The sequence below is a fragment of the Halorubrum trueperi genome, assembly GCF_042662525.1.
Taxonomy (GTDB): Archaea; Halobacteriota; Halobacteria; order Halobacteriales; family Haloferacaceae; genus Halorubrum; species Halorubrum trueperi.
Genome location: NZ_JBHSXI010000023.1, coordinates 326,423 through 350,463, shown reverse-complemented (window position 1 = coordinate 350,463; position 24,041 = coordinate 326,423). Strand labels below are relative to the sequence as shown.

Genomic DNA, 24,041 nt, shown 5'->3' with positions numbered 1-24,041 from the left:
ATAATGCTACGGGCGATTCCGACGCACGAGTCCGCCGATCGAATCCGGAGGAGGGCCCTCCTCTCTCGGAAGCGACCTACCGGAAGCCGCCGTCAGTTCCGTTCGGGCCGTCCGGTCCCTGTGGCCCTCGCGGGCCCCGCGGCCCGCTCGACCGCGGATCGGGATCGATCTCCACCAACTCCGTCTCCGGACGGGGGTCAATCTCGTGCCCCTCCTCGTAGCGAACGAAGGAGAGGTAGAAGGGCTCGCCACAGCCCGGACCGTCGCGGTCGGCCGCATCGGGAGTAGCGTCATCGGCGGCGTTGGTGGTTTCGGCGGCGGCGTTAGTGGTGTCCTCGGCGACATCGACGTCGCTCCGCTCCGTCCCGCTCACGTCCGTCCCTCGGACTCCGTCGCGGGGATCCCAGACGACGCCGTCGCTCTCGCCGCAGACGAAGCGAACGCCGTCGGCGGCCTCCTCGAACGGCTCCGCGGGTGCGACGTACGTCCATCCGTCGAGGGGGTACGGCGTCACCGACTTGTCCGCGAGGTACCCGTCGCGGTCGAGTTCGACGAGGGTTCCGCAGTGCGGGCAGTAGTAGCTGACCGGGTAGCTCATGGGTCCCGTACGGGCGGCATTCGTATCAATCGTTGCCGTTGATCGTCTGTACGTTGCGGTCGGCGTCGGTGTGGTGAATTGCTCACACGCCGTAGATCACTTTTAAGTGATTGTTGCTGTCCTCGAAGTGGCACCGGACACTTCCAAAGCCCCAGTCGCTTACGTATAACTCGTTGACGGCGCGGTGAACACTTCCAAAGCCCCAGTCGCTTACGTATAACTCGTTGACGGCGCGGTGAACACTTCCAAAGCCCCAGCCGCGAGGACTCGGTGCGGTCGCTGCGGTCCTCGTTCGCTCACTCCGTTCGCTCTCTGTGGTCCTTGCGTCCCGCGCCTTCGTCCTCGCGGCAGCGAGGCGCGAAGCGCCTCTGGCAGCCGGCGCGTAGCGCCGGCGACTGCCTCTTTGAGTCCACCCAACCGCGCTGCACAGCACCTCACACCTCCCCAACCTCGCCGCTCGCTTCGCTCGCGGCGTCCCTCGCGGGCTCCTCGCGCCCTCCGGGCGCTCGGAGGCGCGCCACCGCGTTATTTTATTTATAAGCGATTATCGCTACCGCTTGTATCCATTTAAATACCAGATAGTGCGCTCATTACGTTCGAGAAATGCACCGGCCGAGACTCCCGCGAGCAAAGCGAGCGGGAGACAGGCCGGGGCACGACCGCAGGGAGTGCACCGGCCGAGATTTGAACTAGGGAAAGACGGTCGGCTCGCTTCGCTCGCCGCTGCGACTTTCTGAGTTCAAATCACTCGGTGATTTCTCTCACTACGTTCGAGAAATGCACCGGCCGAGACTCCCGTGAGTGAAACGAGCGGGAGACAGGCCGAGGAACGACCGAAGGGAGTGCACCGGCCGAGATTTGAACTCGGGTTGCAACCATGGCAAGGTTGCGTGATACCACTACACTACCGGTGCGTGCTTCGCAACTGCTAGTTACGTCGAGATCCACTTAAACCTGTCACATCCGGCGACGGCGAGGGGACGATCGCCCGCGGGGGGTCCGGATCGGCCCAGTCGGCTCAGTCGGTCAGGTCAGTCGGCGCGGTCGGCCGCGATCTCGTCCGCGTGCGAGCGGACGAGGTCGTCGAACGCGTCGGCCTCCGCGCGCTCCTGCATCTCGTCGTCACGTCGGTCGCGGATCCGACGTTTGACCACCGCGAGCGCGTCCGACTTGCCGCCCGCGATCGCGTCGGCGACCGCGCGAGGGTCGTCGACGATCCGCGAGACGAGTCCGGTGCGAAGCGCCTCGTCGGCGTCGAGGACGCGCCCCGAAAGCGCGAACTCCAAGGCGTCACCCTCGCCCATCACCCGAGGGAGCCTGACCGTTCCGCCCCACGCACCGAACAGCCCGAACGAGACGCCCGGTTCGCCGAACGTCGCCGCCGGAGTAGCGATCCGAACGTCGGCCGCCAACGCGAGTTCGACGCCCCCGCCGCGGGCGGCCCCGTCGATCCCGCAGACGACGACCGTCTCGGCGTTCGCGATCGCCGACATCGTCCGCTGGCCGCGCCGCGCGAACGCCGCGGCGTCGTCGAGCGCGGCGACGACGTCGATGTCAGCGCCGGCACAGAAGGCATCGCCCGCGCCGCGGAGGTACGTCACGGGCTCGTCCGCGCCCTCGACGGCGGTTCGGAGGTCGGTCAGATCGGCGGGTCGGAGCGCGTTTCGGCTGTCGGGGCGGTCCAGCGTCACGACGCGGACGCGACCCTCGTCTCGGATGCGAATCACGGGCGTGTATCCCGGTCGTTTCCAAAGGTCTTTGCCCCTCGCTCGACTACCACGGCGCAATGGACGATGCCGCGCGAGCGCGTGAGGCCGCATGCGAGGCGCTCGCGGACGTCGAGCCCGAACAACTGCGTACGGCCCTCGAAACCCGGATCGGAGACGCCGCCGTCACCCCCGGCGTGCTGGCGCTCGTCACCGCCCGTGCCGTCGATCCCGCCGTCGATCCCGACGACGTCGTCGACCGCGCCGCGGGCGTTCAACTCATCTACGAGGGGCTCCGTCTCACCCGCGCGGTTGCCCACGAGGAGCCGTGGGTGACCGCGCCGACGCGGGAGTCCGACATCGACGCCGACATGGACGTGCTCACCGCCGACGTGCTCGTCTCCCGCGGCTTTTCGCTTCTGGCGTGTACCGACGCGGCCGCTGCTGCGGTCGAGGTCGTTCGCGCGTTCGGCCGCGATCAGACGCTCCGCGATCGCGAGGGAACCGACCCCGCCGCGGCGACGGCGCTCGACCGCAACCTGGAGGTCGACGCCCTCGAACTCGCGGTCGTCGCCGGCACCACCGCCGTCGGCGGCGACCCGCCCGAGGAGCTGCTGACCTACGCCCGCGAGCTGGCGACGGACTGCGACGGCGAGTTCCCCCCGCCGGGACGCGCGCTCCCCGAGGCGACCGCCGACCGGATCGCCGACATCTCCGACCGCGCCGTGAGCGCGGCCGACCGGTGAGCGAGCTGGCGGCACCTACAAACGACCTCACAGCGCCCTGCGGGCGACTGCGGGCGTCCGGATCCGACGGACGCGCCGGCGACGGATCGAAACCCCTAAAGTCGAATCCGGTCAACGACTGATTGCGCGCCTGGGTAGCTTAGCGGTAAAGCGCGTCCTTGGTAAGGACGAGAGCCGGGGTTCAAATCCCCGCCTAGGCTCTTCCTGTCGTACCCCTTGTACGCACACCTTGTTGGCTACACTCACCTGAAGAAAACACGTTCAACATTCGTTTCTCTCGGTAAACAGGACATCTCTTACCGCATCGCGATTCGCTCAACTATCACTCGGTAGAGCGTCGTCGTGCCCGGCTTCACCACGGTTATGACGTGGGGTGCGGTACCACCCGTATGGACTTCGATTCGGTCTCGACGGTCACCGTCGACTCGTACAGCACGCTCGTGGACATCGGCTCGCAGGAGGCGGTGCTCGAAGCGCACGTCGACGGCCTCGAAGACGCCGAGAGCGTCTCGCAGCTGTGGCGTGCGCAGTACCTCCAGTACTCGATGATCGCGAACGACATCGACGCGTACCAACCGTTCTGGGAGCTCATCGGACAGGGCCTCCGATACGCCCTCGAAGCCAACGGACACGACGTTCCGAAGGCGACCCGCGACGAGATCCGACGCACCGTGTACGAGGACGAGCTGTCGATCTTCGACGACGTCGAGGACGGGATCGGACGGATCACCGACGCGGGTTACGAGGTGTACATCGTCTCGAACGGCTCGCCCGAGATGCTGGAGCACCTGGTCGCGGCCGCGGGCCTCGGGGACGTCGTGACGGATGCGATCAGCGCCGACGAGGTCGAGACGTACAAACCCGACGCGGGGATCTACGAACACGCCGCCGAGCGAACGGGCACGCCGATCGGGGAGGTGCTGCACGCCTCCGGCGGCGGGATGCGCGACGTCTGGGGCGCGAAACACGCCGGCATGTCGACCGCGTGGGTCTCTCGCCCCGGAAAGACGCTCCCGAAGGAGGAGCTGGGCCCCGACCCCGACATCGTCATCGAGAGCTTCCACGATCTCGCGGATCGCCTCGAGTGAAGGCCTCGGATCCGACGTGGCTTCGTGGACAACTGTCATGCGAGCAGTCGCAACTCGGATGTCCGTGGCCGACCACGGTCCGGCCATGACCTTCGCCGACCTGTTCGGGCGGGCCGCCGAGTACGACGCGACCGAGGACGCGGTGCGCGTCGCGCTCGCCGACCGCCGATCGAACTCGGATCCCGACCGCTCCCCTCGAACCGATGAGGACGCCGACTCACACACCGAGGATTCCTCGAAAGACTTCTCGACCGCCGATCGCGACCCGAGTCCGGCCCGTGTGGTCGCCGACGCCGACGTCCTCGCGATGGACCTCTTCATCGATGGGTCGGCCCGCGAGGCGCTCGACGCGTTGCGCTCGCACTCGTGGACGACGCTCGTCGCAAGCGATCCGCTGCTCGACGACGCGGAAGCCGTGATCGCCGCGCTCGCGGACGACGAACTGGCGGCGGACTGGCGCGCCGCGGTGGAGGCGTGGCGCGAGCCGGTCGCGCATCCCACGAACGATCACCCGGCGCTGGCGTCGGCCTACCGCGGCGGCGCGATGCAGGTGGTGAGCCTCGATCCCTCTCTCACGGGACCGAAGGCCGCGGCCGGGCTCCGCGATCGGATGCCGGTGAGCGTCCGCGACCCCCGAGCGTTCGCGACCGTGTTCTCGCCGAGGGGGCTGTATCCCGAGACCGTCGGCGGTGAGTATCCGGGGCCGGACCGCGACCCGCGCTCGTTGGGGGCCGTCCGGAGCAAGACCGACGGAGACCAGCACGGATAAACGGCCGCCGACCCGACGGGCGACAATGACCGATTCGGACGCGTCTTCGGGGGAGGAGCCCGTCGAGGGTGGTCCCGGCGGCGACGGCATCGCCGAGGACGACACTCCCGCACTCGACGATGACGCTCCCGCGCTCGACGGCGACGCTCCCGCACTCGACGGCGACGCTCCCGCGCTTCCCGCGGATATCGACGCGGTTCGCGGTGCGCTCGTCGATTGGTACGAGGCTGACCACCGGGACTTCCCGTGGCGGCGCACGGACGACCCCTACGAAATCCTCGTCAGCGAGGTGATGAGCCAGCAGACCCAGCTCGACCGGGTCGTCCCCGCGTGGGAGGACTTCCTCGCCGAGTGGCCGACGACGGCCGCCCTCGCTGCCGCCGACCGCGCCGACGTGGTCGCGTTCTGGTCCGACCACTCGCTCGGGTACAACAACCGCGCAAAGTACCTCCACGAGGCCGCCGGACAGGTCGAAGACGACTACGGTGGGTCCTTCCCGGAGTCGCCCGACGACCTCCAGGAGCTGATGGGCGTCGGCCCGTACACCGCGAACGCGGTGGCGTCGTTCGCGTTCAACAACGGAGACGCCGTCGTCGACACCAATGTGAAACGTGTGCTCCACCGCGCCTTCGCGGTTCCCGACGACGATTCGGCGTTCTCCCGGGTCGCCTCGCACGTGATGCCACACGGAGACTCTCGCGTCTGGAACAACGCGATCATGGAGCTCGGCGGCGTCGCCTGCGGGACGACCCCGCGCTGTGACGAGGCGAGGTGTCCCTGGCGCAGGTGGTGTCACGCCTACGAGACGGGCGACTTCACCGCGCCCGACGTACCCGAGCAGCCGAGCTTCGAGGGGAGTCGGCGACAGTTTCGCGGACGTGTCGTTCGGGTTCTCGGCGAGTACGACGAATTGGTACTCGACGAGCTCGGTCCCCGCGTTCGCGTCGACTATTCGCCCGACGGCGAGCACGGCCGAGAGTGGCTGCGCGGGCTGGTCGCGGACCTCGCGGACGACGGACTCGTGACGATGGAGACGCGTCAGACCGGTGACGTCACGGGCGAGGCCGTCGTCTCGCTCCGCCGATGAGGTCCGAGATCGAGCGACCGGCGGGGAATCGTCATTCGTTTATAAACGGAGGCGCAAGATCAATCATGAGCGAAACCGTCGATTCCGACCTCTACACGCGGACGAAGGCGCTCTTGGAGCCGGGCGACGTCGAACTGCTGGGCTGTATCGTCCACACGACGCTCGGCGGGGACGAGGACCTGGAGATGCACGAACTGACGGTCGCGATCAACGAGATCATCGCCGACCACGCCGAGAAGGGCGAGACGTACATCGAGGCCGGCAACGACGACACGAACTTCTCCTCGAACCAGTTTCAGGGACTCACCCTCGACGACGAGGCGTTCGTCTGGGAGTGCCAGCAACTCCTCCGGAACGGCACCTTCGATCTCGTCTTCTATTACGAGGCCGACGTCGAGCAAGACGCGCTCGCGGCCGACCTTTCCGACCTCGACGGCGTCGACCGCGTGACACAGGTCCCGTGAGCTGTCGGCGACAGGCCGATCCCGTCTCCCACCCGTGACCGACACCGTCCTCATCCCCGGCGGCCGCGACGTGCGTGCCAGTCTCGACCTCGCCGCGAGCGACGGGACGGGACCGGATGCAAGCGACGATGTCCGATCCGACTCGATCGTCGTCGCCTGTCCGCCGCACCCGCAACACCGGGGTCACCGCGGCGACGAGCGCCTGACCGCCGTGAGCGACGCGCTGAACGAACGCGGGATCGACTGCCTTCGGATCGATTACGGCGACTGGGACGAGGGGTACGGCGAGAGCACTGACGCGGACGAGGCGGTCGGCTGGCCGGTCGAGCGCTACGAGCGCGTGGGGCTGTTCGGGTTCTCGTTCGGGGGAACGGTCGCGCTCGTAACGGCCGCCTCACGTCCCGAGCTTGTGGGCGTCTGCGCGCTCGCGCCCACCGCGCGCCTGAATCCGGACGTCGACGCGATCGCCGCCCTCGACGACCTCGTCGATCACGGCGTCCCGACTCGGATCCTGTACGCGACGCGCGACTCGACCGCCGACTGGGAGCCCGTGGTCGAGCGGGCCACGGAACTGGAGATCGAGACGGTCGCCTTCGACTCAGACCACTTCTTCGTCGGGCGTGCCAGTGACGTGGGTGAGGCGGTGGCGACGTTTTTCGAGCCGCGGCTGAGTGACGGTTTATAAAGGGGGGTCAGTTGTATCCGCGCCAGCGACGGCCGCACTCCTTACATTTAAAAAAGCGCGTCGGTGGCTCGTCGGCGGCACCGGTCTGTTTGATCGTGTACCACGCCTCGTCGTGGCCGCACTCGTCGCAGACCACGTCGGTCGCGGTCGGCTTCCCCTCGAAGTTCGCGCCCTCCTCGGTCTCGATTACCTCGTCGCCGGTCTGTTCGGTCGTCGACTCGAACTCCGCGGCGAGCGCCTCGTCGCGCTCGGTGGTGGCACCGCAGTCGTCGTTTTGACACACCATCTCCCCGTCGCGAGAGACCATCATCGAGCCGCAGTCGTCACAGAACTGCATATACGCATCGCGTACGGTGCCGAGGGGTTTAGCTCCCCTGACTGCGGACTCAAGGAGGAGCGATGTGAGGCGCGTTTATATTGCAACCGTCGCCGTCGCACTCTTCATCTTTAAATACCACGTGGCTGACGGCGGTCTGCGATACGTGCTCCCGCGATCTATCGCAGTTTCAGGGTTCCTACCGCGAGCCGCCCGTCGACGCCGGACAGGTGTCCACGCCGAGCAGCGCGTAGAGCCCGCAAAATCCCGTCGCCGCGGTGCCGAGCATGATCAGGGCGGCGATACCGAGCGCGAGCGACGCGATTCCGGGGAGGGGAACGACACCGGCGAGGGATGCCAGCGAGACGATTCCCGAGACTGCGCCGAGAGCCGTTCTGACGCGCTTGTCCGTGATACCAACGTTCTGGTCCATAATTCACAATACAGCACACAACCGTAAATACGTTTGCACGGCTGTTCGCGTTTGTGGGCGAAAATACGAAAGTAGGGCCGGGAGTTCGCGGGCGGTCTCGTTTCCGCTCTCGTTTACGGCCTCGTTTCTGGCCTAGTTTCCGGTCTCGATCGGTGCACCGACGAGGTTACCCCACTCGGTCCACGAACCGTCGTAGTTTCGGACGTCGTCGTAGCCGAGCAGTTCGTGCAGGAGGAACCACTCGATCGACGAGCGCTCGCCGACGCGGCAGTAGGCGATCGTCGACTCGTCGCCGTCGACGCCGGCGTCGGCATACAGCTCGCGCAGCTCGTCGGCGCTCTTGAACGTCCCATCCTCGTTCAGGGTGGTCCCGATCGGGACGTTGCTCGCGCCGGGGATGTGGCCGCCGCGCTGGGCCGTCTCGTTGAGCCCTTCAGGGGCGATGACCTCACCGGAGAACTCCTCGGGGGAGCGCACGTCGACCATCGGGAGCCCCTCCTCGATGGCATTGTCGATGTCGTCTTTGTACGCCCGGACGCTCTCGAAGGGGCCGCGTGCCTCGTACTCCTGGGCCGGGAAGTCGGGCTCGTCGGTCGAGAGCGGATAGTCGTTGGCGACCCAGTACCCTTTCCCGCCGTCGATCACGCGCACGTCGTCGTGGCCGTAGTACTTGTAGATCCAGTAGCCGAAGAGCGCGAACCAGTTGGGAACTCGACCGCCGCCGTACACCACGACCGTCGAGTCGGCCGTGATACCCGCGTCGCCGTTTCGCTCCGCGAAGTCCTCCTTCGAGACGATGTCGCGTTCGGTCTCGTCGGTGAAGACCTCGTCCCACGCGAAGTTCAGCGCGCCCGGAACGTGCCCCTTCTCGTAGGGCGTGTAGTCCGAGTCGTCCGTGACCGTCGGGTTGTTGATCTCGACGAGCCGGTAGTCGGGGTCGTCGCTCTGGAACTTCTCCAGGTTCGATTCCACCCAGTCCGCCGTGACGAGTACGTCGTCCGTCATCACCCCGTAGTACGCACCCGAACGGTTTTGAAGCCCCGATACTGGTGGTCGTTGCCGGCGTCTCGGACGCCGCGCCGGATCTACACCGCGCCTACCGGATCACCGTCACGGGAACGTCAGCCTTGTCGACGACGCTCTTCGCGACGCTGCCGACGACCTGCTCGCGTTCGGCGGAGAGCCCGCGGTGGCCGACGTAGATCGCGTCCACGGGGGCCTCGTCCGCGTACTGGATGATAGCGTCGGCCGGCCGGCCCGTCAGCAGTTGCATCTCGACGTCGATCGGCTCGTCACCGACCGCCTCCTCCGCGATAGTGCGAGCGTTCGAGAGAACCCCCTCGCCCGCCTCGACCGCGGCCTCCTCGCCCGGCAGGACGATCGTCCCGTCGACCAGTTCCGAGTCCGGCGTCAGCACGTGGACGATTTCCAGCGTCTCGTAGAACGCGACCGCCTGCCGCGCGGCGTACCTGACGGCCTCGTCGCTCTCCGTCGATCCGTCGGTCGCAACGAGATAGCTCATACCCGGAGATGAGACCGGAACCCACATAACTTCTATCCGCCGTTCCCGCGGTCCGAATACGAGCCGGGATGGTGGTTTCGACTGCCGGCCGCACGCCCACTCGATCCGATCGGCCGCACGCTCACCCCTTTTCGGCCGGTTACGCACTCACCCTTTTCGGCCGGTTACGCACTCACTCCGTCTCGACTGGTCGCGCGACCATCTCGCCCCACGTCTCGAACCCGTGCCGGTTGTAGAAAGCCTTGGCGCGCCCGTTCGCGGGATCGACGTCGAGAACGATCCGATCGAGCGGGAGGTCCTGATCGGCGGCGATGTCGATCGCGGCTCGCATAAGTTCGTCGGCGACGCCGGCTCCGCGGTGGTCGGGCGCGACGTAGAGTTCGTTGATCACGGCGGCGTCCCAGATCATCGCGAGGCGTTCGGGAAGGACGAAGACGTAGCCGACGAGATCGCTACCGCTGTCACCGTCTCGGTCGGTGTTGCTACCGCTGTCACCACCTCGGTCGGTGTTGCTGCCGCTGTCATCGTTGCTTCCGGCGGTCCTCTTTCCGTCAATCGCGACCGTCACACACCGCTCGTCGTCGTCGGTACAGCGCTCGACCCATGCGAGCCACCGTTCGCGGTACTCGTCGGTGAGCTTCCCCTCGTAGGCGGCCGCCTTTCCCTCGCCGCCGGTGCTCTCGCCCAGGCCGCGCTCGAAGGCGAGCTTTCGGTCGTAGAGCGCGCCCGCGTCGGCCGCCGGATCGTACGGACGAACGTCGACGGTCACGTCAACTCCTCGGCGTCTCGGTCCGCTCCGTCCGCGCCTCGATCCGCTCCGTCCGCGTCGTCACCCAGCACGAACTCCGCGAGCGTCGGGACGAACGTCCCGATGTCGGTGACCATCCCGACCGCCTGCGCCGACCCCCGATCGAGCAGTTGCGTGACCGTGGCGGGGTTGATGTCGACGCAGACGGTCTTCGTCGTCGACGGGAGGCAGTTGCCGACCGCGACCGAGTGGAGCAGGGTCGCGAGCATCAACACGATGTCGGCGTCGTGCGCCTGCCCGCGGATCGCGTCCTGGGCCTCGACCGCGTCGGTGATCGTGTCGGGAAGCGGGCCGTCGTCGCGGATCGAGCCCGCGAGGACGGTGTCGACGCCGTTTTCGACGCACTGGTACATCACGCCCTCCGTCACGATCCCGTCGTCGACGGCCGCCTCGATCCCGCCCGCGCGGATGATCTCCGAGATCGTCCAGATGTGGTGTTTGTGTCCCTTTCGCGGATGTTCGAGCGTCTCGACGTCCATCCCGAGCGACGTGCCGTACAGCGAGCGTTCGAGGTCGTGGGTGGCGAAGCCGTTGCCTGCCGAGAGCGCGTCGACGTACCCCGCCTCGACCAGGTCGGCGAGCGCGTCGCCAGCACCGGAGTGGATCACCGCCGGACCGGCGACGACCATCACGTTGCCCCCGGCCTCGGTCACCTCGCGGACCTCCTCCGCGACCTCACGGATCGTCGACTCCGAGGGACGCTCGGAAGACACGCCGCCTTGCATGAACCCGAACGCGCCCCCGCCGCTCCGCGGGCGCTCCGGCGGACGAACCCGGATCCCGGACTGGTCGGTGGCGACGAGGTCGCCCTCCTCGATCGCGTTGAGAACTTTCGTGTACGCCCGCGGTTCGCCGTCCGGGCCGCCGCCGGGCTCCACGACCAGCGCGCAGTCCATCTCGATCCGCTCCACCTCGATCCACTCTCCGTCGTACAGCACCTCGGTCGGGTGGTTCGTGGTGGAGTAGAAGTTCGGCGGGACGACCCTGTCCGCGGGTGCCGCGACGAGGTCGACGTCGGAGGGATCCTCCAGTACGGCACCGTTCTGGTGTAGCTCGTGGAGGATCGCCTGCAACGTCTCCGCGTCGCCGGCCGAGACGGTCATCCGACAGTACGACTCCTCGTTCTCGTGTTTTCCCACGTCGAACCGCTCGACGTCGAAGGAGCCGCCCAGATCCATCACCGCGCCGAAACAGCGCTGCATCGTCCCGCTGTCGATGATGTGACCCTCGATCTCGACGGTGCGTGAGTGGCTCATACGCCACCGTTTCCACGCGCGGAGAAACCGGTTTCCCCTTCGCGGGGGTCGGCGCGAGAAGGGCATCCGAAGACGCGAAAGCAGACTCGACCGGTCAGAGCAGTCCGAACGCGGCAAGGATCTGGTTCCCGAAGATCATCGCGATCAGTCCGGCGAGCATGACGAGCCCCGAGGAGACCGTGACCGTCCGGACCGCGGCGTGGCGGTCGGACAGCGGGACCCGGCTGATCACCGCCTCGGCGACCATTCGCAGGATCCGCCCGCCGTCGAGCGGGAACGCCGGCAGGCAGTTGAACAGCGCGAGCTGGATGTTGATCCAGCCGGTCCAAAAGAGGAGGTTCGCCAACAGGAACGTCCCGCCACCGAGGACTGCGAGGGTCCCCTCGACCGCGTAGAAGTTGGTGAGTTCGCCGGTGAACCCCGCGAAGTTGAACGGGAGCCCGAACAGGCTGCCGAGCGGGAGGATGAGCGAGACGAACACGAGCCCGAGCGGCGAGTCGGTGAGCCCGCCGATTGCCACACTATCGGTTGCCCCCTCGCCGCCGTCGCCGCCGAGCAGTTCGAGGTACGCACCGGCCGGGTACTCGGTGACGCCGAAGTCGTCGAGCGCGAGACCGCTGGCGCCCGGGAAGACCGAGACGCCGATAAACCCACCCTCTCGGTTCGGGTGCGGGTCCAGTTCGGCGTCGTAGCTCACGCGTTCGTCGTCCGTATCGTAGGCCGCGACCTCGACGGTCGCCCCGGGTTCGCGGTCTGCGAGAACGGCCGAGAGATCGTCGTCGTTCTGGATGCGCTCGCCGTCGATCGCGACGATGGTCAGGGGTTCATCGAGGGACGCGCCCTCGTCGTGGAGCGGCCCTCCCTCCTGTGCCGCGAGCGCGTACGCGCCGATCGGGATCTCGGCGGTCGTCTCGTTTTCACCGTTCGTCGCGCTGGATCCGTCGCTCGTTTCCGCCGTCACCGTTACGGTCGCGCGCTCGTCGTCGCCGACGGCGTCGAAGAAGCCGCCCTCGGTCGCCACCGGCTCGCCGTTCACCGACTCGACCGTCAGCGGCTCGTCGGCGATCGTCACGCCGAGGGGGTTCCCGCCCGCGGAGCCGACCACCTGGAGTTCGCGGTCCACCTCGACCGTCCGCTCGCCGTCGCCGTCGTCGGCCGTCACGGTCACGGTCCCGCCGGCGTCGGCGAGCGCCGACTCGAACTCCTCCGCAGTGTTGACCGGCGTCCCGGCGACTTCGACCAACCGGTCGCCCTGTGTGATATCGGTCGCGGCGGCCGGCGATCCGGGATTCACCTCGCCGACCGCGTAGCCGGGTGCCGTGGAGATGGCCCCGACCACGGGACCGAAGAGCAGCGCGAACACGACGATCGTGAGGAGGGTGTTCGCGGTGACTCCGGCGGCGAACATCCGGGCGCGCGCGCCGCGGGACACTTCCTGTGTCGCCTCCTCGTCCGGTTCGACGAACGCGCCGACCGGGAGAAGCGTGAAAAACACGAGTCCCATCGACTCGATGTCTATCCCCTCGACGCGGCAGAGAAGACCGTGAGCTCCCTCGTGGACCACCATCGCGATTGCGAGTCCGGCCACGATCTCGGGCGCGACGGAAAGCGGGAGGAAGTCGTTGACCCCGGGAATGATGAGGAAGTTCTGCGGCTGCCGGATCGCCGACGGCTGGGCGGTTCCGAGCGTTGACCACGCGGAGTCGACGATCAGGACGAACGATCCGACCATCGCCACGAGCGCCCCGCCGAGACCGAGGTTCGCGACGGCCCGCCAGAGCCGCTTCGGGCCGGCGAGCCGATCGAGGAACGCCCGGCCGCGGTGGGTGCGGAGCGTCAGTATCGGCCCGGAGACGCGGACGGAGTCGGGAAGGATCCCCCGGTCCCGCAGCCACAGCGCCACCGCGGAGTACGCGAGGATCCCCGTGAGGACCCACAGCAACGTGTTCATGACGAATGGATCCGGGTCGGCCGGGTGTAAGGCGTTCGGTTGTCGAAACCGATCGTCGCCAGCGATGCGGATCCGACCCGACGGAGGTGCGACCGCGGGCCAGCAGTACGGCCGCGAACTCAACACCCAAGTACCCCCCGGATCAACCAACGCTTATGAACGCGCTCATCGATTTCGTCTCCCGGCTCGTTGGGGACGTCAGTCGGTTCGTCGACATCTTCCTGAACGACCTCATCCTCGGCGCTGGCGACCCGGTGTCGGCCCTTCTCGTCGTCGTCGGGCAGGTCATTCTCGTCGCCTCGGTACTCGCGCTTGGGTACGCCGCCGTCGGCGCGCTTCTCAACGAAATCGGCGTGACGCTCCCGTCGCTCGGCGGTCGCGGACGGACGAAAACGGAGTAGCTCCCGAACGACCCGGCCGACACCAGTTCTTCGAGGACTCAGTCGTCGCCCGCGCTCGACTGCGCCGGCGCGGAGGCGGGGCGCTCCGAACCGTCCGCACGGGACCATTTCTCCAACGACTCACCCGACTTGCCTGGCTCACGCGACTCGCCCGGCTCACCCGACTCGTCCGCCGGAACGACGAACTCGTCGAGCGTCGCGAGCAGCTCGTCGGACTGATCGGAGAGCGCGTGTACGTGACGCGTTACCTCGGAGACGGTCGCGGTCTGCTCCTCTGCGGCCGCGGCGACGTTCTCCGCTTCTGTCGCTGTCTGCCGGCTGACGGACGCGATCCCGTCGATCATGTCCACGACCTCCTGTGTCGTCCGCGCCTGATCGTCGGTCGCGTCGCTGATCTCTTGAACCGTCTCGTCGACCGTCGTCACGTCCTCGACGACCTCCTCGAACTCCCGAAGCGTCGATTCGATGGTCCCGACGCTCTCCGAGACCCGCGACTCCATCGCGTCCACGTCGGCCGCCGTCCCCGCGGACGCGTCCTGTACCTCGTCGATCCGTCCGGATATCTCGGCAGCCTCGGCGCGCGTCTCCTCGGCGAGCGCCTTGACCTCGTCGGCGACGACCGCGAAGCCGTCACCTGAGCCGTTCGCCCGCGCCGCCTCGATCGAGGCGTTGAGCGCGAGCAGGTTCGTCTCTTCCGCGATCCCGTCGATCACGGACGCGATCTCGTCGATCTCCTCGATCCGATCGACGAGGTTCGCCACGGCCGTCGCCGTCTCGGCGATCCGCGCTTCGAGCGTTTCCAGTTCCTCGATGGCCTCGGCCGCCTCCTCGCGACCGGCGCGGCCCCGATCGGCGGCGTTCCGAGCGGTCGCCGCGGCGTCGTCGGCCGACGCCGCGATTTCCTCGACCGTCGCCGAGAGGGTGCTCATCTCCCCTGATACCGACTCCAGCTTCTCGGTCTGCTCGGCCGCGCCGTCGGAGATCTCTTGAACCGACCCCGCGACCTCCTCGCTCGCGCCGTCGACCTCGTCCATGCTCGCGCGCACGTCGTCGCTCGCCGTCGCGACGTCCCCGGTGAACGTCTGCACCTCGCCGACGGTGCCGCCGAGCGTGGCCACGAGTCGGTTGTAGTTCTCGACGAGTTCGGCGTATCGATCCTCGTCGGTCGCCAGCGTCGCCGAGTCGATCGTCGCGGTCAGGTCGCCGCCCTGTGCGCGCTCGGCGGCGTCGCCGAAGGCGTCGACCAGCGATTCGAGTTCCGCGGTGTACGCTTCGAGATTCGCGGCCATCTCGGAGAGTGAGTCGCCGAAGGTGCCGGGGACCGTCTCGTCGAGAGAGGGGTCGTCGAACTCGTGTGCGGCGAGCGCCTCGGCCTGTGCCGAGACGGTTCCGAGGTACCGCTGGACCTCCGTGAACGCGTTCACGAGGTTCCCGATTTCGTCGGGCTGGTCGCTCCCGACGAGGGCCGCCTCGTCGGGGCCGTGTCCGGCGGCTCGGATATCGCCCGCGGCGATCGCGTCCGCACCGGCCTCCAGTCGCCGGATCGGCGCGACGAAATCGCGCCTGACGATCAAGAGGGTGTTGTAAATCGCGACGACGGCCCCGAGAAACAGCGCGCCGGAGACGACGTACGAGAGCGTCCCGGCGAGCAGAAACGGCGTGAGGAAGATTCCGACCGTCACGAGGAACTGGATCCCCACGGCCGTGACGACCTTCCGCTCTATCGACTCCGAGATACCCAGCAGGTCCATCGTCCGCCACAGGAGGGACTCGTACCGCCCTCGAACGCCCGCGCGGCGTCGTCGCGTGGTCGACATGTCCGCAACTGGGCGGAACCGGGTTATGAATCTCCCGTCGAAGTTCTCACGATCGATTCTCGATTCCCGGCCGCCGAGAGGCCGACGTTGGGTTTAAAAGCTATCGCCGACGGCGTCGGCCGCGAGGTCGACCGCGTCCTCCAGATCCGGCCCGAGCGGCGATCCGACGACCAGTCCGTCGGCGTGCTCGGCGACCGCGGCGGCGCGATCGCGGATGGTTTCCGGAGAGCCGGCCATACAGAACGCGTCGATCATCTCGGGGGTGACCGACTCGAAGGCTGCGGAGAACTCCCCGGCCGAGACGCGCTCTCCGATGACCGCCGCCGCTTCGGAGTCGATACCGTGCCGTTTCAACACGGGCGGGGCCGCCCCCGCGGCGATGAACGCCACCGGCGGGCGGGCGGCCTCGCGGGCCGCCGACTCGTCCTCATCGACCGACACGGCGGCGTAGGCGATCAGATCGAAGTCGCCCCGGCGGTCCGGCCTGTCGTCGAGCCCGTCGTCCACCTGCTCGCGGGCCCACGCGAGGTCCTTCGGGTGCGAGCCGTTGTACAGTAGCCCGTCGGCGTGCTTCGCGGCCATCCGGCACATGTGCGGCCCCTCGCCGCCGACGTGGACCGGGATGTCCGCTCCCTGTGGGGGTTCGTAGTTGAGTCCGGCCTCGCTGGCCTCGAAGGTTCCGTCGTGATCGACGCGCTCGCCGGTCCACAGCTTCTGGGCCGTCTTGAACGCCTCCAACACGGGACGGAGCCCCCGCTCGTCTTCGAGCCCGAGGTTTCTGAGCGTCGAGGGGTCGCCGGGACCGAGACCGAAGACGGCGCGGCCCCCCGACAGCTCGTCGAGAGTGGCGACCTTCGAGGCGAGCGTCGCGGGGTGGGTCTCGTACGGGTTCGCGACGCCGGGACCGAGCCGGACGGTGTCGGTGGCGGTCGCGAGCTGCGAGAGGAACGCCCACGGGTCGCGGTTGTTGTAGTGACACGTCGAGTAGACGGCGTCGTAGCCGGCCGCCTCGGCGCGGACGCCGAGGTCGACGAGGCGGTGCAGGTCGTGTTCGGGGGTGAGTTCGATTCCGAGCATGATATCAGTCCTCGTAGCGCCACTCCCGCAGCGCCTGCCGGACGAAGTCGCCCTCGACCTCGCGGAAGTGACTGTCCGAGCCGTCGTGGTCGCCGAACGCCCAACCGCGGACGACGACGACCGGGGTGCCGCCGTCGCCCTCGCCGGCGACGAGGTTGGCGGCGCTCGCCAGCTCGTCGATCACGTTCTGGACGGTGACGCCCATCTCGCGGCCGTCGCGGTCGCGCTCGCCGCGCCAGTCGCGGCTCGCCGGCAGCCCCGCCCAGCCGATCGCGACACCGCGCTGGCCGTGTCTGAACGGTCGGCCGCAGGTGTCGCTGACGACGACGCGATCGGCCGCGAGCCCGTCGCGGATCCGTTCCGCGCTCGCCGACGGGTTCTGCGGGAGCAACAGCAGGTCGCCGTCGGGGACGTTCGACCGGTCGATCCCGGCGTTGACGCCGATGTGACCGAACCGGGTCGCCGTCAGGAGGAACGGGGCCTCCGTGATCAGTTCCGTCGACTCCTCGATGACGGCCTGCGCGAAGCGCGGGTCCTTCTCCTCGCCGGCGATCGCCGCGAGCCGATCGGCGACCTCGTTCGCGCGCGGACTCGGCGGGAAGTCTTCGAGGTCGAAGACGCGCCCCTCCGCCTTGGAGACGACCGTGCTGGCGACGACGACGACGTCGTCCTCGCGAAAGTCGACTCGGTCGTCGATCATGGCCGCGAGATCGTCCCCTTCCCGGATCTCGGGGAGGTCCGGGACGGCGAACAGCTCCATGCGTTCCACTGCGTGGCGACGAGGAAAAACCCCGCCGGTACCGGGCCGGTTTGACGGTATCGGGCTCCAGCGGTGGGGTGGTAAGCCCGCAACCGTCGCCCCCGTGGTTGTTCACTCACGTATAAACAAACATCATGAGATCGACACGCCCGCTCCCGCAATATTTCGCTGCTGTTCCTGTACTGAGAGCTTCCATCACCTGAAAGCGAGAATAATTGGTTTCACCGAGAGACTGGTATCGAGGATACGTGTCTCATCCATAACCTATTCTACTAACGTACTCAAAATGTACGCCCGCGACACTACCGGACGAAAATCTACTAGTAGGCTCGGTGAAAGTGTAGTACCTGTTTTGAAGGCATTATACCCACAAAAAAACGCAGATCTAATCAAATTCTAATAGGATGTGTTCTTCTTGCCCACCGAACACGTCTCGGTTCGGGTACGTATCGGCCATCGTACTGAGACCAGTCACAACCTGATACGCCGACATCGTGTGCAAATATCCTGCCGGCAATCAGGACAATAGTTGATGAATCTGTGTCGGCCTCATCCCACCGCTAAAGCGAGTGGGCTTCCGTCTTGCCCCGCTGTAACAACTACTCGTCGTCCTCGGCGGCCGCACCCTTAGCGTTTTTTACCATCTTCGCCCGAACCCGGCCATCATCATCTACTGTGACCCCGTCCGCATCTTCCAGCTCGGCCGCGGATGTCCGTTTTTCTGGGTCAGTCATCACTTGGAAGGTCACGCTCCAGCACTAAAAATCGTTCCGTGAATATCCCAAGGGTCACTACGGCTACAGAGATCGTCGCCACCCCAACGAGAGAAACATTTATTATCAGACTGAACGATGTGAGGAAGAAAAATCCAGCAAGCGACGAAAACACGATCCCCACGAAAAGCGCTGCCAGAGAGTATCCGAACCGCTGGGCATTGATTGCAATGACACGGCGATTTTCGGCCACCGCATCGGCGTAGCTATTCAGGATTGCCTGCTTGTATGTCTGATCATCAAAAACCCCATCCGAAACGTTATACCCAAACTCCCGCGCGAGTCCATATTCTTGAACGCTACTCAGGAAGGTAATGATTGCCGCGCAGATCGCAATAAGAAAACCCACTAACCCAATCGAAAACGAAATAGTTGCGATCAGCCCGCCATCCGCAAGGGAGACACTATCAGTTTCTGGGATAAGTGAAATTGCAGTTAAAAGAACACCAATCAGAACGGCTGTATATTGAACCACACGCTGGGCTTTGTTATCGATTTCACGTAAGAGGTCGATCTGATGGTCAATAGTCCGTTCGAACCGATTTATCGCATTCTCGATTTGATCGTAGTCTACCGACTGTTCGACCCTTACTGGATCGAATACATCAGTCCAATCATCGTCTGTTTCGTCACTGCCTGTTCCAGTCATCTATATAGCTCGCTGGCAACAAGTTGGGTAGAATCTATCTGGTTAGAATGTAAAGCTATTGCCTAGCGATGGCAGATCAAGATCACCACAGAATAGCCTATATCCTTCTTGAGATCTCCAACTGGCTACTCAAAAGATCAGACGCTCATGTGTAGCAGATTGTTGATGGCCCGCCTTCTTGCGGTTTAATGGGTTTGCCTTCGGTTCGATAATCGTCTTGTAAACCGATCTCCGTGGGGTTCAGCACTGACTTAGAGTTCGGCTGAGTTGTATCAACAATCTCCGCCGGAAGAGCGTCCTGTAAACACCGCCTGAGATTGCTCCACAAATGATCAGTCGATCCACGCGATACTTTCAGTGAGCCGTTCGATTTCGACCATAACCACTCTGATGTTACTTTATATTACGACCATCTGAACCTCGCAAACACACTTGACAAATCATATAAGTCCCTCCTACTAATACGATATTAAACCAATGAATCGTCGCAAGTTTATTTTAGGTTCTTCGTGCGTTGGTACGGCGTCTCTCTCTGGTTGTATATCAGCCAACAATGATGAACCTTCCAATTCGACCAATTCGACCAATTCGACCAATTCAACCAATTCAGAGGATTCTCCTTCCGACGAGAATGAAGAGATAAATTCTATTGAGATTACTGATTCTGTAGGGGTGGAGAATGACGAGGAAAGCGAATTTGGGCGGAAGGCTATTGCATTGGAAATTCCTACTACTGCATTAATTGAATATGAAGTCAGTTTAGACGAGCAACCTGGATATGAAAAAACACCCATAGAGGTCTCGTTGGTCGATGCAGACAATCATTTTAATTCTATTCAAAACGAGCCATTTGATACAATTGAGAAAGGTAGCCGGAGGCCTATTGAAAAAACTACAGAGTTTTCTTTAGAAGTTCCAGCAGGATTATACTATCTACATTTTGAAAGCCATGAACCAGGGACAGATGCTAAGTTCAGTTTATCCTTTACGTCTTACTATCGTATTAATGATGTATCTTGTTCTGATGAAAGTCCAATTACGATTGAACATCTGAGTTTAGTCAGAACCCCAGAGATCCTTGACGATGAAAGTTCTATCTTACGTAGTCATATTCAGTATAATGGTGAACAATCTGATATATATAAAATGGAATTGACAGTAATGAGCCCTCAGACGGGAGGAACTCTCCATATGAGTGAAACCCAATTACAAAATTGCAAGACAAACTTCATAATATCAGAAGAAGAAGTAAATATTGATATAACTACTGATGAAGCAATTCTCGCCGAAGTTGTCATACAAGACGAAGAAGGAGACACATTATATGAAACAACGGAGGAAATAACTGATGTCCATGTGGGAGTTGTCATAGATGTCAGCTGATACAGTCCCGTATGGACATCAATGATTAAAATCAGATTTTAAACTTATTAATCACTTTTCCTTCCCAGACTTGTGATCTCTTAGTTAATTCTACAATTACTTGACCACGTTCTCCCGTGCTAAGATCATGAATATCCACATAATATTTTTGTTCCTTTTCCCGCGATCAAATGCTTCAATATCTTCTGGATTATGGTCTCCAATAGAAACAGCATCAGCCGTTACCTCGTCCACCGCATCTCTAACTGCTTTTTGTGGGTTAGAAGCTACAGCCATTATCCATAATCTATCTGCGAAGTACTTGATTGTAATGTCTATCTGCATACTGTTCAACCTACTTATTTTTAGTACGCTCATGTGTAGCAGTTTGTTGATGGCCCGCCTTCTTGCGGTTTGATGGGTTTGACTTCGGTTCGAGAATCGTCTTGTAAACCGATCTCCGTGGGGTTCAGCACTCATTTCGAGTTCGACTGATTTGTATCAACAATCTCCGCCAGAAGAGCGAAGATCAGATTCAAATCTTCGTTAGGCTGTCAAAACTCAATCTTTGAGACCTTCACACCCTGTTGGAGTAGGTCAATATACTCTTGACAGTCCCGAATAATGCTACTGTGTGGTAGCTAACCGCCAGAATAAATGCGAGTTCAATAATTGTGAGAGCCAGTCCATTGGTTGTAACCCACCAATCCGGTACCCATGATAATAAAAAGAGCATGGGCAGGGCTACACCAATGAAGAATAGTGTCAGTATTTGGTCTAATGCTATCTTGAATTCATCAAAATCCACAGTCAGTTCCGAATTCTGAGTCCACATTGCAGCTCTAACCGTTTGTTGTCGAAACTCACTAAGAACCTTCTCCCACGACTGAAATGTATCTGTCTTTGGGTGGGTTCCCTTCACTACTACTGATTCATCATCTACTACATCAGGAAACACCTCTTTGTTCCTCACTTCTTCCGGTTCTAAGTGTCCGATACTGGTGTCGCCAAGCAATTCAAACGCAGATGCTGCTGTATCAATTTGCTCAATCATCGCCTTCGATGATTCATTCAATCGTCGAAGCTGACAGCGTTTTTTATTGTTTGGCTGTGGAAGAATTATTTGATCCAGAATCTTCTGACTCCTATTTAAGTTGGCCCACATTCTGACGGCAGTCGATTGATCATACTCCTCAGCAATATCCTCAATTTCGGATTGAGATAAATCAATTTCACAGGTCTCTTCAGTAGTGCCGCCAGATACCGAAAAATCAGTGACACCAACCAGCTGTTTTTGCATTTGACGTAGGAGAGGCTTGTAATTTGTCTCTATTTGCTGCAACTGATTCATAAACTCCCGATAATTGTCTTGTGTCTTATTTTTCCTAGCAGTATACAACGCTGCTAAAAATGCAATCAGGAACCCGATCGAAGCTGCAGTAGCTTGAGCCAAGGTTGAAAAAAACCATGCAGGATCTACCATCAATATGGAAATACAACAAGAACCGATCGCATAATTTTGCCGATTTAGGGGATGAGTTGTTTGCTTCTCTGCTTTGGTGAACCGGTTCGTCTCTGACACCTATGCTAGCTAGAGATGAAGTGCCGCATTGAGAGATCTAATTTGAAGATGTTATTTCGGTACATTTGCTCCACGTGATCGAAATTCGGATGTAGGTAATCGTCAATCGCATCCGGGAACTCATTAATCGGTTCGACACGATCACCACGCATGTACTGGATCAGCTCCCGTTCCAGCCCAATCTCTAACCGCCAGTGAGAACTGAACCAGTGCCGGCCAAAGTGACTCGTCAATCCTCTCGTCTGGTCCGTCTCCGCATACTTCGGATGAAACGCATCCTTCCAAATCTCATTCACATCCTTCTTTCCCAACTGACTGAAACTCGTCTCCGACAGGAACACCCACGGCTCATCAACCTGCGGTCGGGTAGCCAGATACTGCACGAGCAACCATCGGAGCTCCTCATCGATCGGCAGCAATCGAGGATTCGACGACTTATTCCCTTCTCTGTCGTGTGGGATGTACATCGCATCCTCGCGCCCCTCAAGGGCGGGGTGTGTTCCTAACTCCGGATACGCCTCTTGTAGCTCCTTATGACTAATATGAATGTCCTGTAATTGTAGGTTACAGACCTCACCTCGCCTAATTCCTTCCTTGAGCTGAGTCCCGATCACACCACGACTCCGCACATCTTGGATCTCAGCGAAGTCACTTTGGAGTTGAGATAACGATGGGTCCGGAAACGGCTTATGCGAGTTCGATCCAAGATCGGTGCGTTCCCGAGCCAGTGCAAACGGGTTAAAATCCGACGGGTGAGGGAAAACGGACTCTGACTGCCAGTGCTCATAGGCACCAATTAGCCGGCTTAACTTGGATTTGATCGATCGGCGGCTATTCTCATGCTCGTCACGCCGCCAGGCAATAAAGCCAGAGACATGCTTCGGGCTCGGGCACGCCGGGTGACGATCCTTCGACTCCATATGATTCCGCCATTGCCGGTACGTCCGTCGGTATTCGTTGATCGTTGACTCACGCGTAATGTTTGTTTTATTGTAGATCACCGTCTCGATATAGTACTCGAACGGGTCCGGTAATTCATAGAATTGGGTGCTGTACTGTGCTAAGGGGTCTGCGGATTCGTTGAATGCTTCTGCGTATGCGTTCCGTGCGTCGTCTGAGTTCGACTGTGAAGGAGTGTTGTTACTCATGATTACTGAGATTGTTATCGTAGTTTGACTCGGTACTGCCAGACGCGGTACGTCGCGTCGTATTCGATTGCTGCTAAGAGCAGCGGGTTGTACAAGTGCGGGTGCTGGTGACTGTCCTGAAGGTAATTGTAGAAGTTGTAGATACGGCGAAAATACGACTTGTAACTCGTTTTCGGGCTGCAGAACTCAAGTAAGTCCTGACACCACAGGTCCACGTCTTCCGGTGTAGCGAGCGCATGATGCCGGTTACGGTCTGCCATGTGGTTCTTCCATGAGGTGGCGACGCGGTCTATCTGCTCTTCCATCCAGTCTGAGACTGGCTCATGTGCTGGGTAGTATACCTCATCGTAGTACCGCTGTAGGGTATCTACACCGTCGTAATGCTGCGTGTAGGTTTCCAGGCGGTACCGTGCTGGGATGTCACCGTATTCTTGGAAGATGCCTGCATGGGCTTCTGGTGAAGTCGGCTTCCGGTTCATCCATCCACCCCAGCCCCGATGAACGAGACCACGTCACTCGGAGTGTCTATTTCACCCTGAGTATCCTGTAGGTGATACCCGTCGTCTCCGTGTTTAATCGCATCTCCTTCCAGAACGTCGAGGTGACTGGCAACCCGGGAAGGGACTGTATCAGCGACGTGCTGAATGATCTCCGGCGTTGTCGCTCCCGGGTTTTTCTCGATATACTTCAGAATATCAACCTGCGCCGTATGGTGGAGCTGCTGTTCCAGTTGCTCAACACGACGACGTTCCCGATCTAATTCTTGCTGTAGGTCCGCTCGCTGCTGCCGGAGTTCTTGGACAGAATCACTCGTCAGCGTATCCAGGTTGATCTCTTGCCGCCCAGCCTCAACCATCCGAATGATAAACTGGCTGATCGGGATGTTCCGCTCATCTGCACCTACACACCACTCGGCATAGAGATCGGCCGGCGGATACGTCGTAGCGGTGGCCTTGTCGTCACTTATATCTGGCATAAGTGGACTCCTTGGTGGACGTTCACCGTGGGAAACGGCGTAGTCAATCGGTGGTTGAGCCATGTCA

The 24,041-nt window shown here is 62.2% G+C and carries 27 protein-coding genes and 2 tRNA genes; 9 read left to right on the top strand and 20 right to left on the bottom strand.

Features of this window, described 5'->3' with window-relative positions:
- Positions 1-76: 76 nt before the first annotated feature.
- The 3 genes from ACFQEY_RS16980 to ACFQEY_RS16970 all read right to left on the bottom strand — a co-directional run bounded on the left by ACFQEY_RS16980 (position 77) and on the right by ACFQEY_RS16970 (position 2,325).
- Positions 77-598 (bottom strand): hypothetical protein, encoded by a 522-nt coding sequence (locus ACFQEY_RS16980; protein WP_379770909.1) that lies wholly within the window; start codon positions 596-598, stop codon positions 77-79.
- Positions 599-1,441: 843 nt separating this feature from the next.
- Positions 1,442-1,512 (bottom strand) — tRNA-Gly (locus ACFQEY_RS16975).
- 117 nt (positions 1,513-1,629) lie between these two features.
- A complete protein-coding gene (locus tag ACFQEY_RS16970; RefSeq protein ID WP_379770907.1) occupies positions 1,630-2,325 on the bottom strand; it encodes an enoyl-CoA hydratase/isomerase family protein in 696 nt (231 codons plus the stop codon).
- A gap of 59 nt (positions 2,326-2,384) precedes the next feature.
- Between ACFQEY_RS16970 and ACFQEY_RS16965 the strand changes: the two genes are divergently transcribed.
- The 7 genes from ACFQEY_RS16965 to ACFQEY_RS16935 all read left to right on the top strand — a co-directional run bounded on the left by ACFQEY_RS16965 (position 2,385) and on the right by ACFQEY_RS16935 (position 7,143).
- Positions 2,385-3,050, top strand: coding sequence for a DUF7114 family protein (locus ACFQEY_RS16965; protein WP_379770905.1), 666 nt, complete (start codon positions 2,385-2,387; stop codon positions 3,048-3,050).
- Positions 3,051-3,178: 128 nt separating this feature from the next.
- Positions 3,179-3,250, top strand: a tRNA-Thr gene (locus ACFQEY_RS16960).
- Between the two features lie 189 nt (positions 3,251-3,439).
- Positions 3,440-4,138, top strand: a complete 699-nt coding sequence (locus ACFQEY_RS16955; protein WP_379770902.1) for a haloacid dehalogenase type II — start codon at positions 3,440-3,442, stop codon at positions 4,136-4,138.
- An 85-nt stretch (positions 4,139-4,223) separates the two neighbouring features.
- Positions 4,224-4,907 (top strand): DUF7384 family protein, encoded by a 684-nt coding sequence (locus ACFQEY_RS16950; protein ID WP_379770962.1) that lies wholly within the window; start codon positions 4,224-4,226, stop codon positions 4,905-4,907.
- A 25-nt stretch (positions 4,908-4,932) separates the two neighbouring features.
- The gene (locus tag ACFQEY_RS16945; RefSeq protein ID WP_379770900.1) at positions 4,933-5,994 is read left to right on the top strand and encodes an HhH-GPD family protein; all 1,062 of its coding nucleotides are present in this window, start codon (positions 4,933-4,935) and stop codon (positions 5,992-5,994) included.
- 65 nt (positions 5,995-6,059) lie between these two features.
- Complete coding sequence (locus ACFQEY_RS16940) at positions 6,060-6,458, top strand: DUF5778 family protein (RefSeq protein WP_379770898.1); 399 nt, start codon at positions 6,060-6,062, stop codon at positions 6,456-6,458.
- Positions 6,459-6,492: 34 nt separating this feature from the next.
- A complete protein-coding gene (locus ACFQEY_RS16935; RefSeq protein ID WP_379770896.1) occupies positions 6,493-7,143 on the top strand; it encodes an alpha/beta hydrolase in 651 nt (216 codons plus the stop codon).
- 7 nt (positions 7,144-7,150) lie between these two features.
- On the opposite strand, the gene ACFQEY_RS16930 is transcribed toward ACFQEY_RS16935, so the two are convergent.
- From ACFQEY_RS16930 to ACFQEY_RS16900, 7 genes are all read right to left on the bottom strand, one after another.
- The gene (locus ACFQEY_RS16930) at positions 7,151-7,480 is read right to left on the bottom strand and encodes a transcription factor S (RefSeq protein WP_379770894.1); all 330 of its coding nucleotides are present in this window, start codon (positions 7,478-7,480) and stop codon (positions 7,151-7,153) included.
- Between the two features lie 178 nt (positions 7,481-7,658).
- Positions 7,659-7,892, bottom strand: coding sequence for a YgaP family membrane protein (locus tag ACFQEY_RS16925; RefSeq protein ID WP_379770892.1), 234 nt, complete (start codon positions 7,890-7,892; stop codon positions 7,659-7,661).
- Between the two features lie 132 nt (positions 7,893-8,024).
- Positions 8,025-8,897: a sulfurtransferase gene (locus ACFQEY_RS16920; RefSeq protein ID WP_379770889.1), complete on the bottom strand. Its 873-nt coding sequence runs from the start codon at positions 8,895-8,897 to the stop codon at positions 8,025-8,027.
- Positions 8,898-8,988: 91 nt separating this feature from the next.
- Positions 8,989-9,414, bottom strand: a complete 426-nt coding sequence (locus tag ACFQEY_RS16915; protein WP_379770887.1) for a universal stress protein — start codon at positions 9,412-9,414, stop codon at positions 8,989-8,991.
- Between the two features lie 172 nt (positions 9,415-9,586).
- Positions 9,587-10,183 carry a GNAT family N-acetyltransferase gene (locus ACFQEY_RS16910; RefSeq protein WP_379770884.1) on the bottom strand — a complete coding sequence of 199 codons (597 nt, stop codon included), beginning with the start codon at positions 10,181-10,183 and terminating at the stop codon, positions 9,587-9,589.
- Positions 10,180-11,478: an ornithine cyclodeaminase, nickel-pincer nucleotide-dependent gene (locus tag ACFQEY_RS16905; RefSeq protein ID WP_379770882.1), complete on the bottom strand. Its 1,299-nt coding sequence runs from the start codon at positions 11,476-11,478 to the stop codon at positions 10,180-10,182. Before ACFQEY_RS16905 ends, ACFQEY_RS16910 begins: the two co-directional genes overlap by 4 nt.
- Positions 11,479-11,572: 94 nt before the next feature.
- The gene (locus tag ACFQEY_RS16900) at positions 11,573-13,429 is read right to left on the bottom strand and encodes a site-2 protease family protein (protein ID WP_379770880.1); all 1,857 of its coding nucleotides are present in this window, start codon (positions 13,427-13,429) and stop codon (positions 11,573-11,575) included.
- A gap of 155 nt (positions 13,430-13,584) precedes the next feature.
- Here ACFQEY_RS16900 and ACFQEY_RS16895 point away from each other — a divergent pair, with 155 nt between their 5' ends.
- Positions 13,585-13,830, top strand: a complete 246-nt coding sequence (locus ACFQEY_RS16895; RefSeq protein ID WP_379770877.1) for a hypothetical protein — start codon at positions 13,585-13,587, stop codon at positions 13,828-13,830.
- A 38-nt stretch (positions 13,831-13,868) separates the two neighbouring features.
- Here the strand turns inward: ACFQEY_RS16895 and ACFQEY_RS16890 are convergent, their stop codons facing one another.
- The 5 genes from ACFQEY_RS16890 to ACFQEY_RS16870 all read right to left on the bottom strand — a co-directional run bounded on the left by ACFQEY_RS16890 (position 13,869) and on the right by ACFQEY_RS16870 (position 18,906).
- Positions 13,869-15,581, bottom strand: a complete 1,713-nt coding sequence (locus ACFQEY_RS16890; protein ID WP_379770960.1) for a methyl-accepting chemotaxis protein — start codon at positions 15,579-15,581, stop codon at positions 13,869-13,871.
- A 159-nt stretch (positions 15,582-15,740) separates the two neighbouring features.
- Positions 15,741-16,724 carry a 5,10-methylenetetrahydromethanopterin reductase gene (locus ACFQEY_RS16885; RefSeq protein ID WP_379770875.1) on the bottom strand — a complete coding sequence of 328 codons (984 nt, stop codon included), beginning with the start codon at positions 16,722-16,724 and terminating at the stop codon, positions 15,741-15,743.
- 4 nt (positions 16,725-16,728) lie between these two features.
- On the bottom strand, positions 16,729-17,484 hold the full coding sequence (locus ACFQEY_RS16880) for a coenzyme F420-0:L-glutamate ligase (protein WP_379770873.1): 756 nt from the start codon (positions 17,482-17,484) through the stop codon (positions 16,729-16,731).
- Positions 17,485-18,083: 599 nt separating this feature from the next.
- Entirely contained in the window at positions 18,084-18,218 is a 135-nt protein-coding gene (locus tag ACFQEY_RS16875) for a hypothetical protein (RefSeq protein ID WP_277424151.1), read from the bottom strand.
- Positions 18,211-18,906, bottom strand: coding sequence for a hypothetical protein (locus ACFQEY_RS16870; protein ID WP_379770870.1), 696 nt, complete (start codon positions 18,904-18,906; stop codon positions 18,211-18,213). Before ACFQEY_RS16870 ends, ACFQEY_RS16875 begins: the two co-directional genes overlap by 8 nt.
- A 477-nt stretch (positions 18,907-19,383) precedes the next feature.
- Here ACFQEY_RS16870 and ACFQEY_RS16865 point away from each other — a divergent pair, with 477 nt between their 5' ends.
- Positions 19,384-20,289: a hypothetical protein gene (locus ACFQEY_RS16865; protein ID WP_379770868.1), complete on the top strand. Its 906-nt coding sequence runs from the start codon at positions 19,384-19,386 to the stop codon at positions 20,287-20,289.
- Between the two features lie 96 nt (positions 20,290-20,385).
- Here ACFQEY_RS16865 and ACFQEY_RS16860 read toward each other — a convergent pair whose 3' ends face one another.
- The 5 genes from ACFQEY_RS16860 to ACFQEY_RS16840 all read right to left on the bottom strand — a co-directional run bounded on the left by ACFQEY_RS16860 (position 20,386) and on the right by ACFQEY_RS16840 (position 23,974).
- Entirely contained in the window at positions 20,386-20,646 is a 261-nt protein-coding gene (locus ACFQEY_RS16860) for a hypothetical protein (RefSeq protein WP_379770865.1), read from the bottom strand.
- Between the two features lie 199 nt (positions 20,647-20,845).
- Positions 20,846-21,751, bottom strand: coding sequence for a hypothetical protein (locus ACFQEY_RS16855; protein WP_379770863.1), 906 nt, complete (start codon positions 21,749-21,751; stop codon positions 20,846-20,848).
- Between the two features lie 104 nt (positions 21,752-21,855).
- Positions 21,856-22,998, bottom strand: coding sequence for a tyrosine-type recombinase/integrase (locus tag ACFQEY_RS16850; RefSeq protein ID WP_379770861.1), 1,143 nt, complete (start codon positions 22,996-22,998; stop codon positions 21,856-21,858).
- A gap of 14 nt (positions 22,999-23,012) precedes the next feature.
- Positions 23,013-23,477, bottom strand: a complete 465-nt coding sequence (locus tag ACFQEY_RS16845) for a hypothetical protein (RefSeq protein ID WP_379770858.1) — start codon at positions 23,475-23,477, stop codon at positions 23,013-23,015.
- The gene (locus ACFQEY_RS16840; RefSeq protein ID WP_379770855.1) at positions 23,474-23,974 is read right to left on the bottom strand and encodes a hypothetical protein; all 501 of its coding nucleotides are present in this window, start codon (positions 23,972-23,974) and stop codon (positions 23,474-23,476) included. The genes ACFQEY_RS16845 and ACFQEY_RS16840 overlap by 4 nt, the downstream gene beginning before the upstream one ends.
- Between the last annotated feature and the right edge of the window lie 67 nt (positions 23,975-24,041).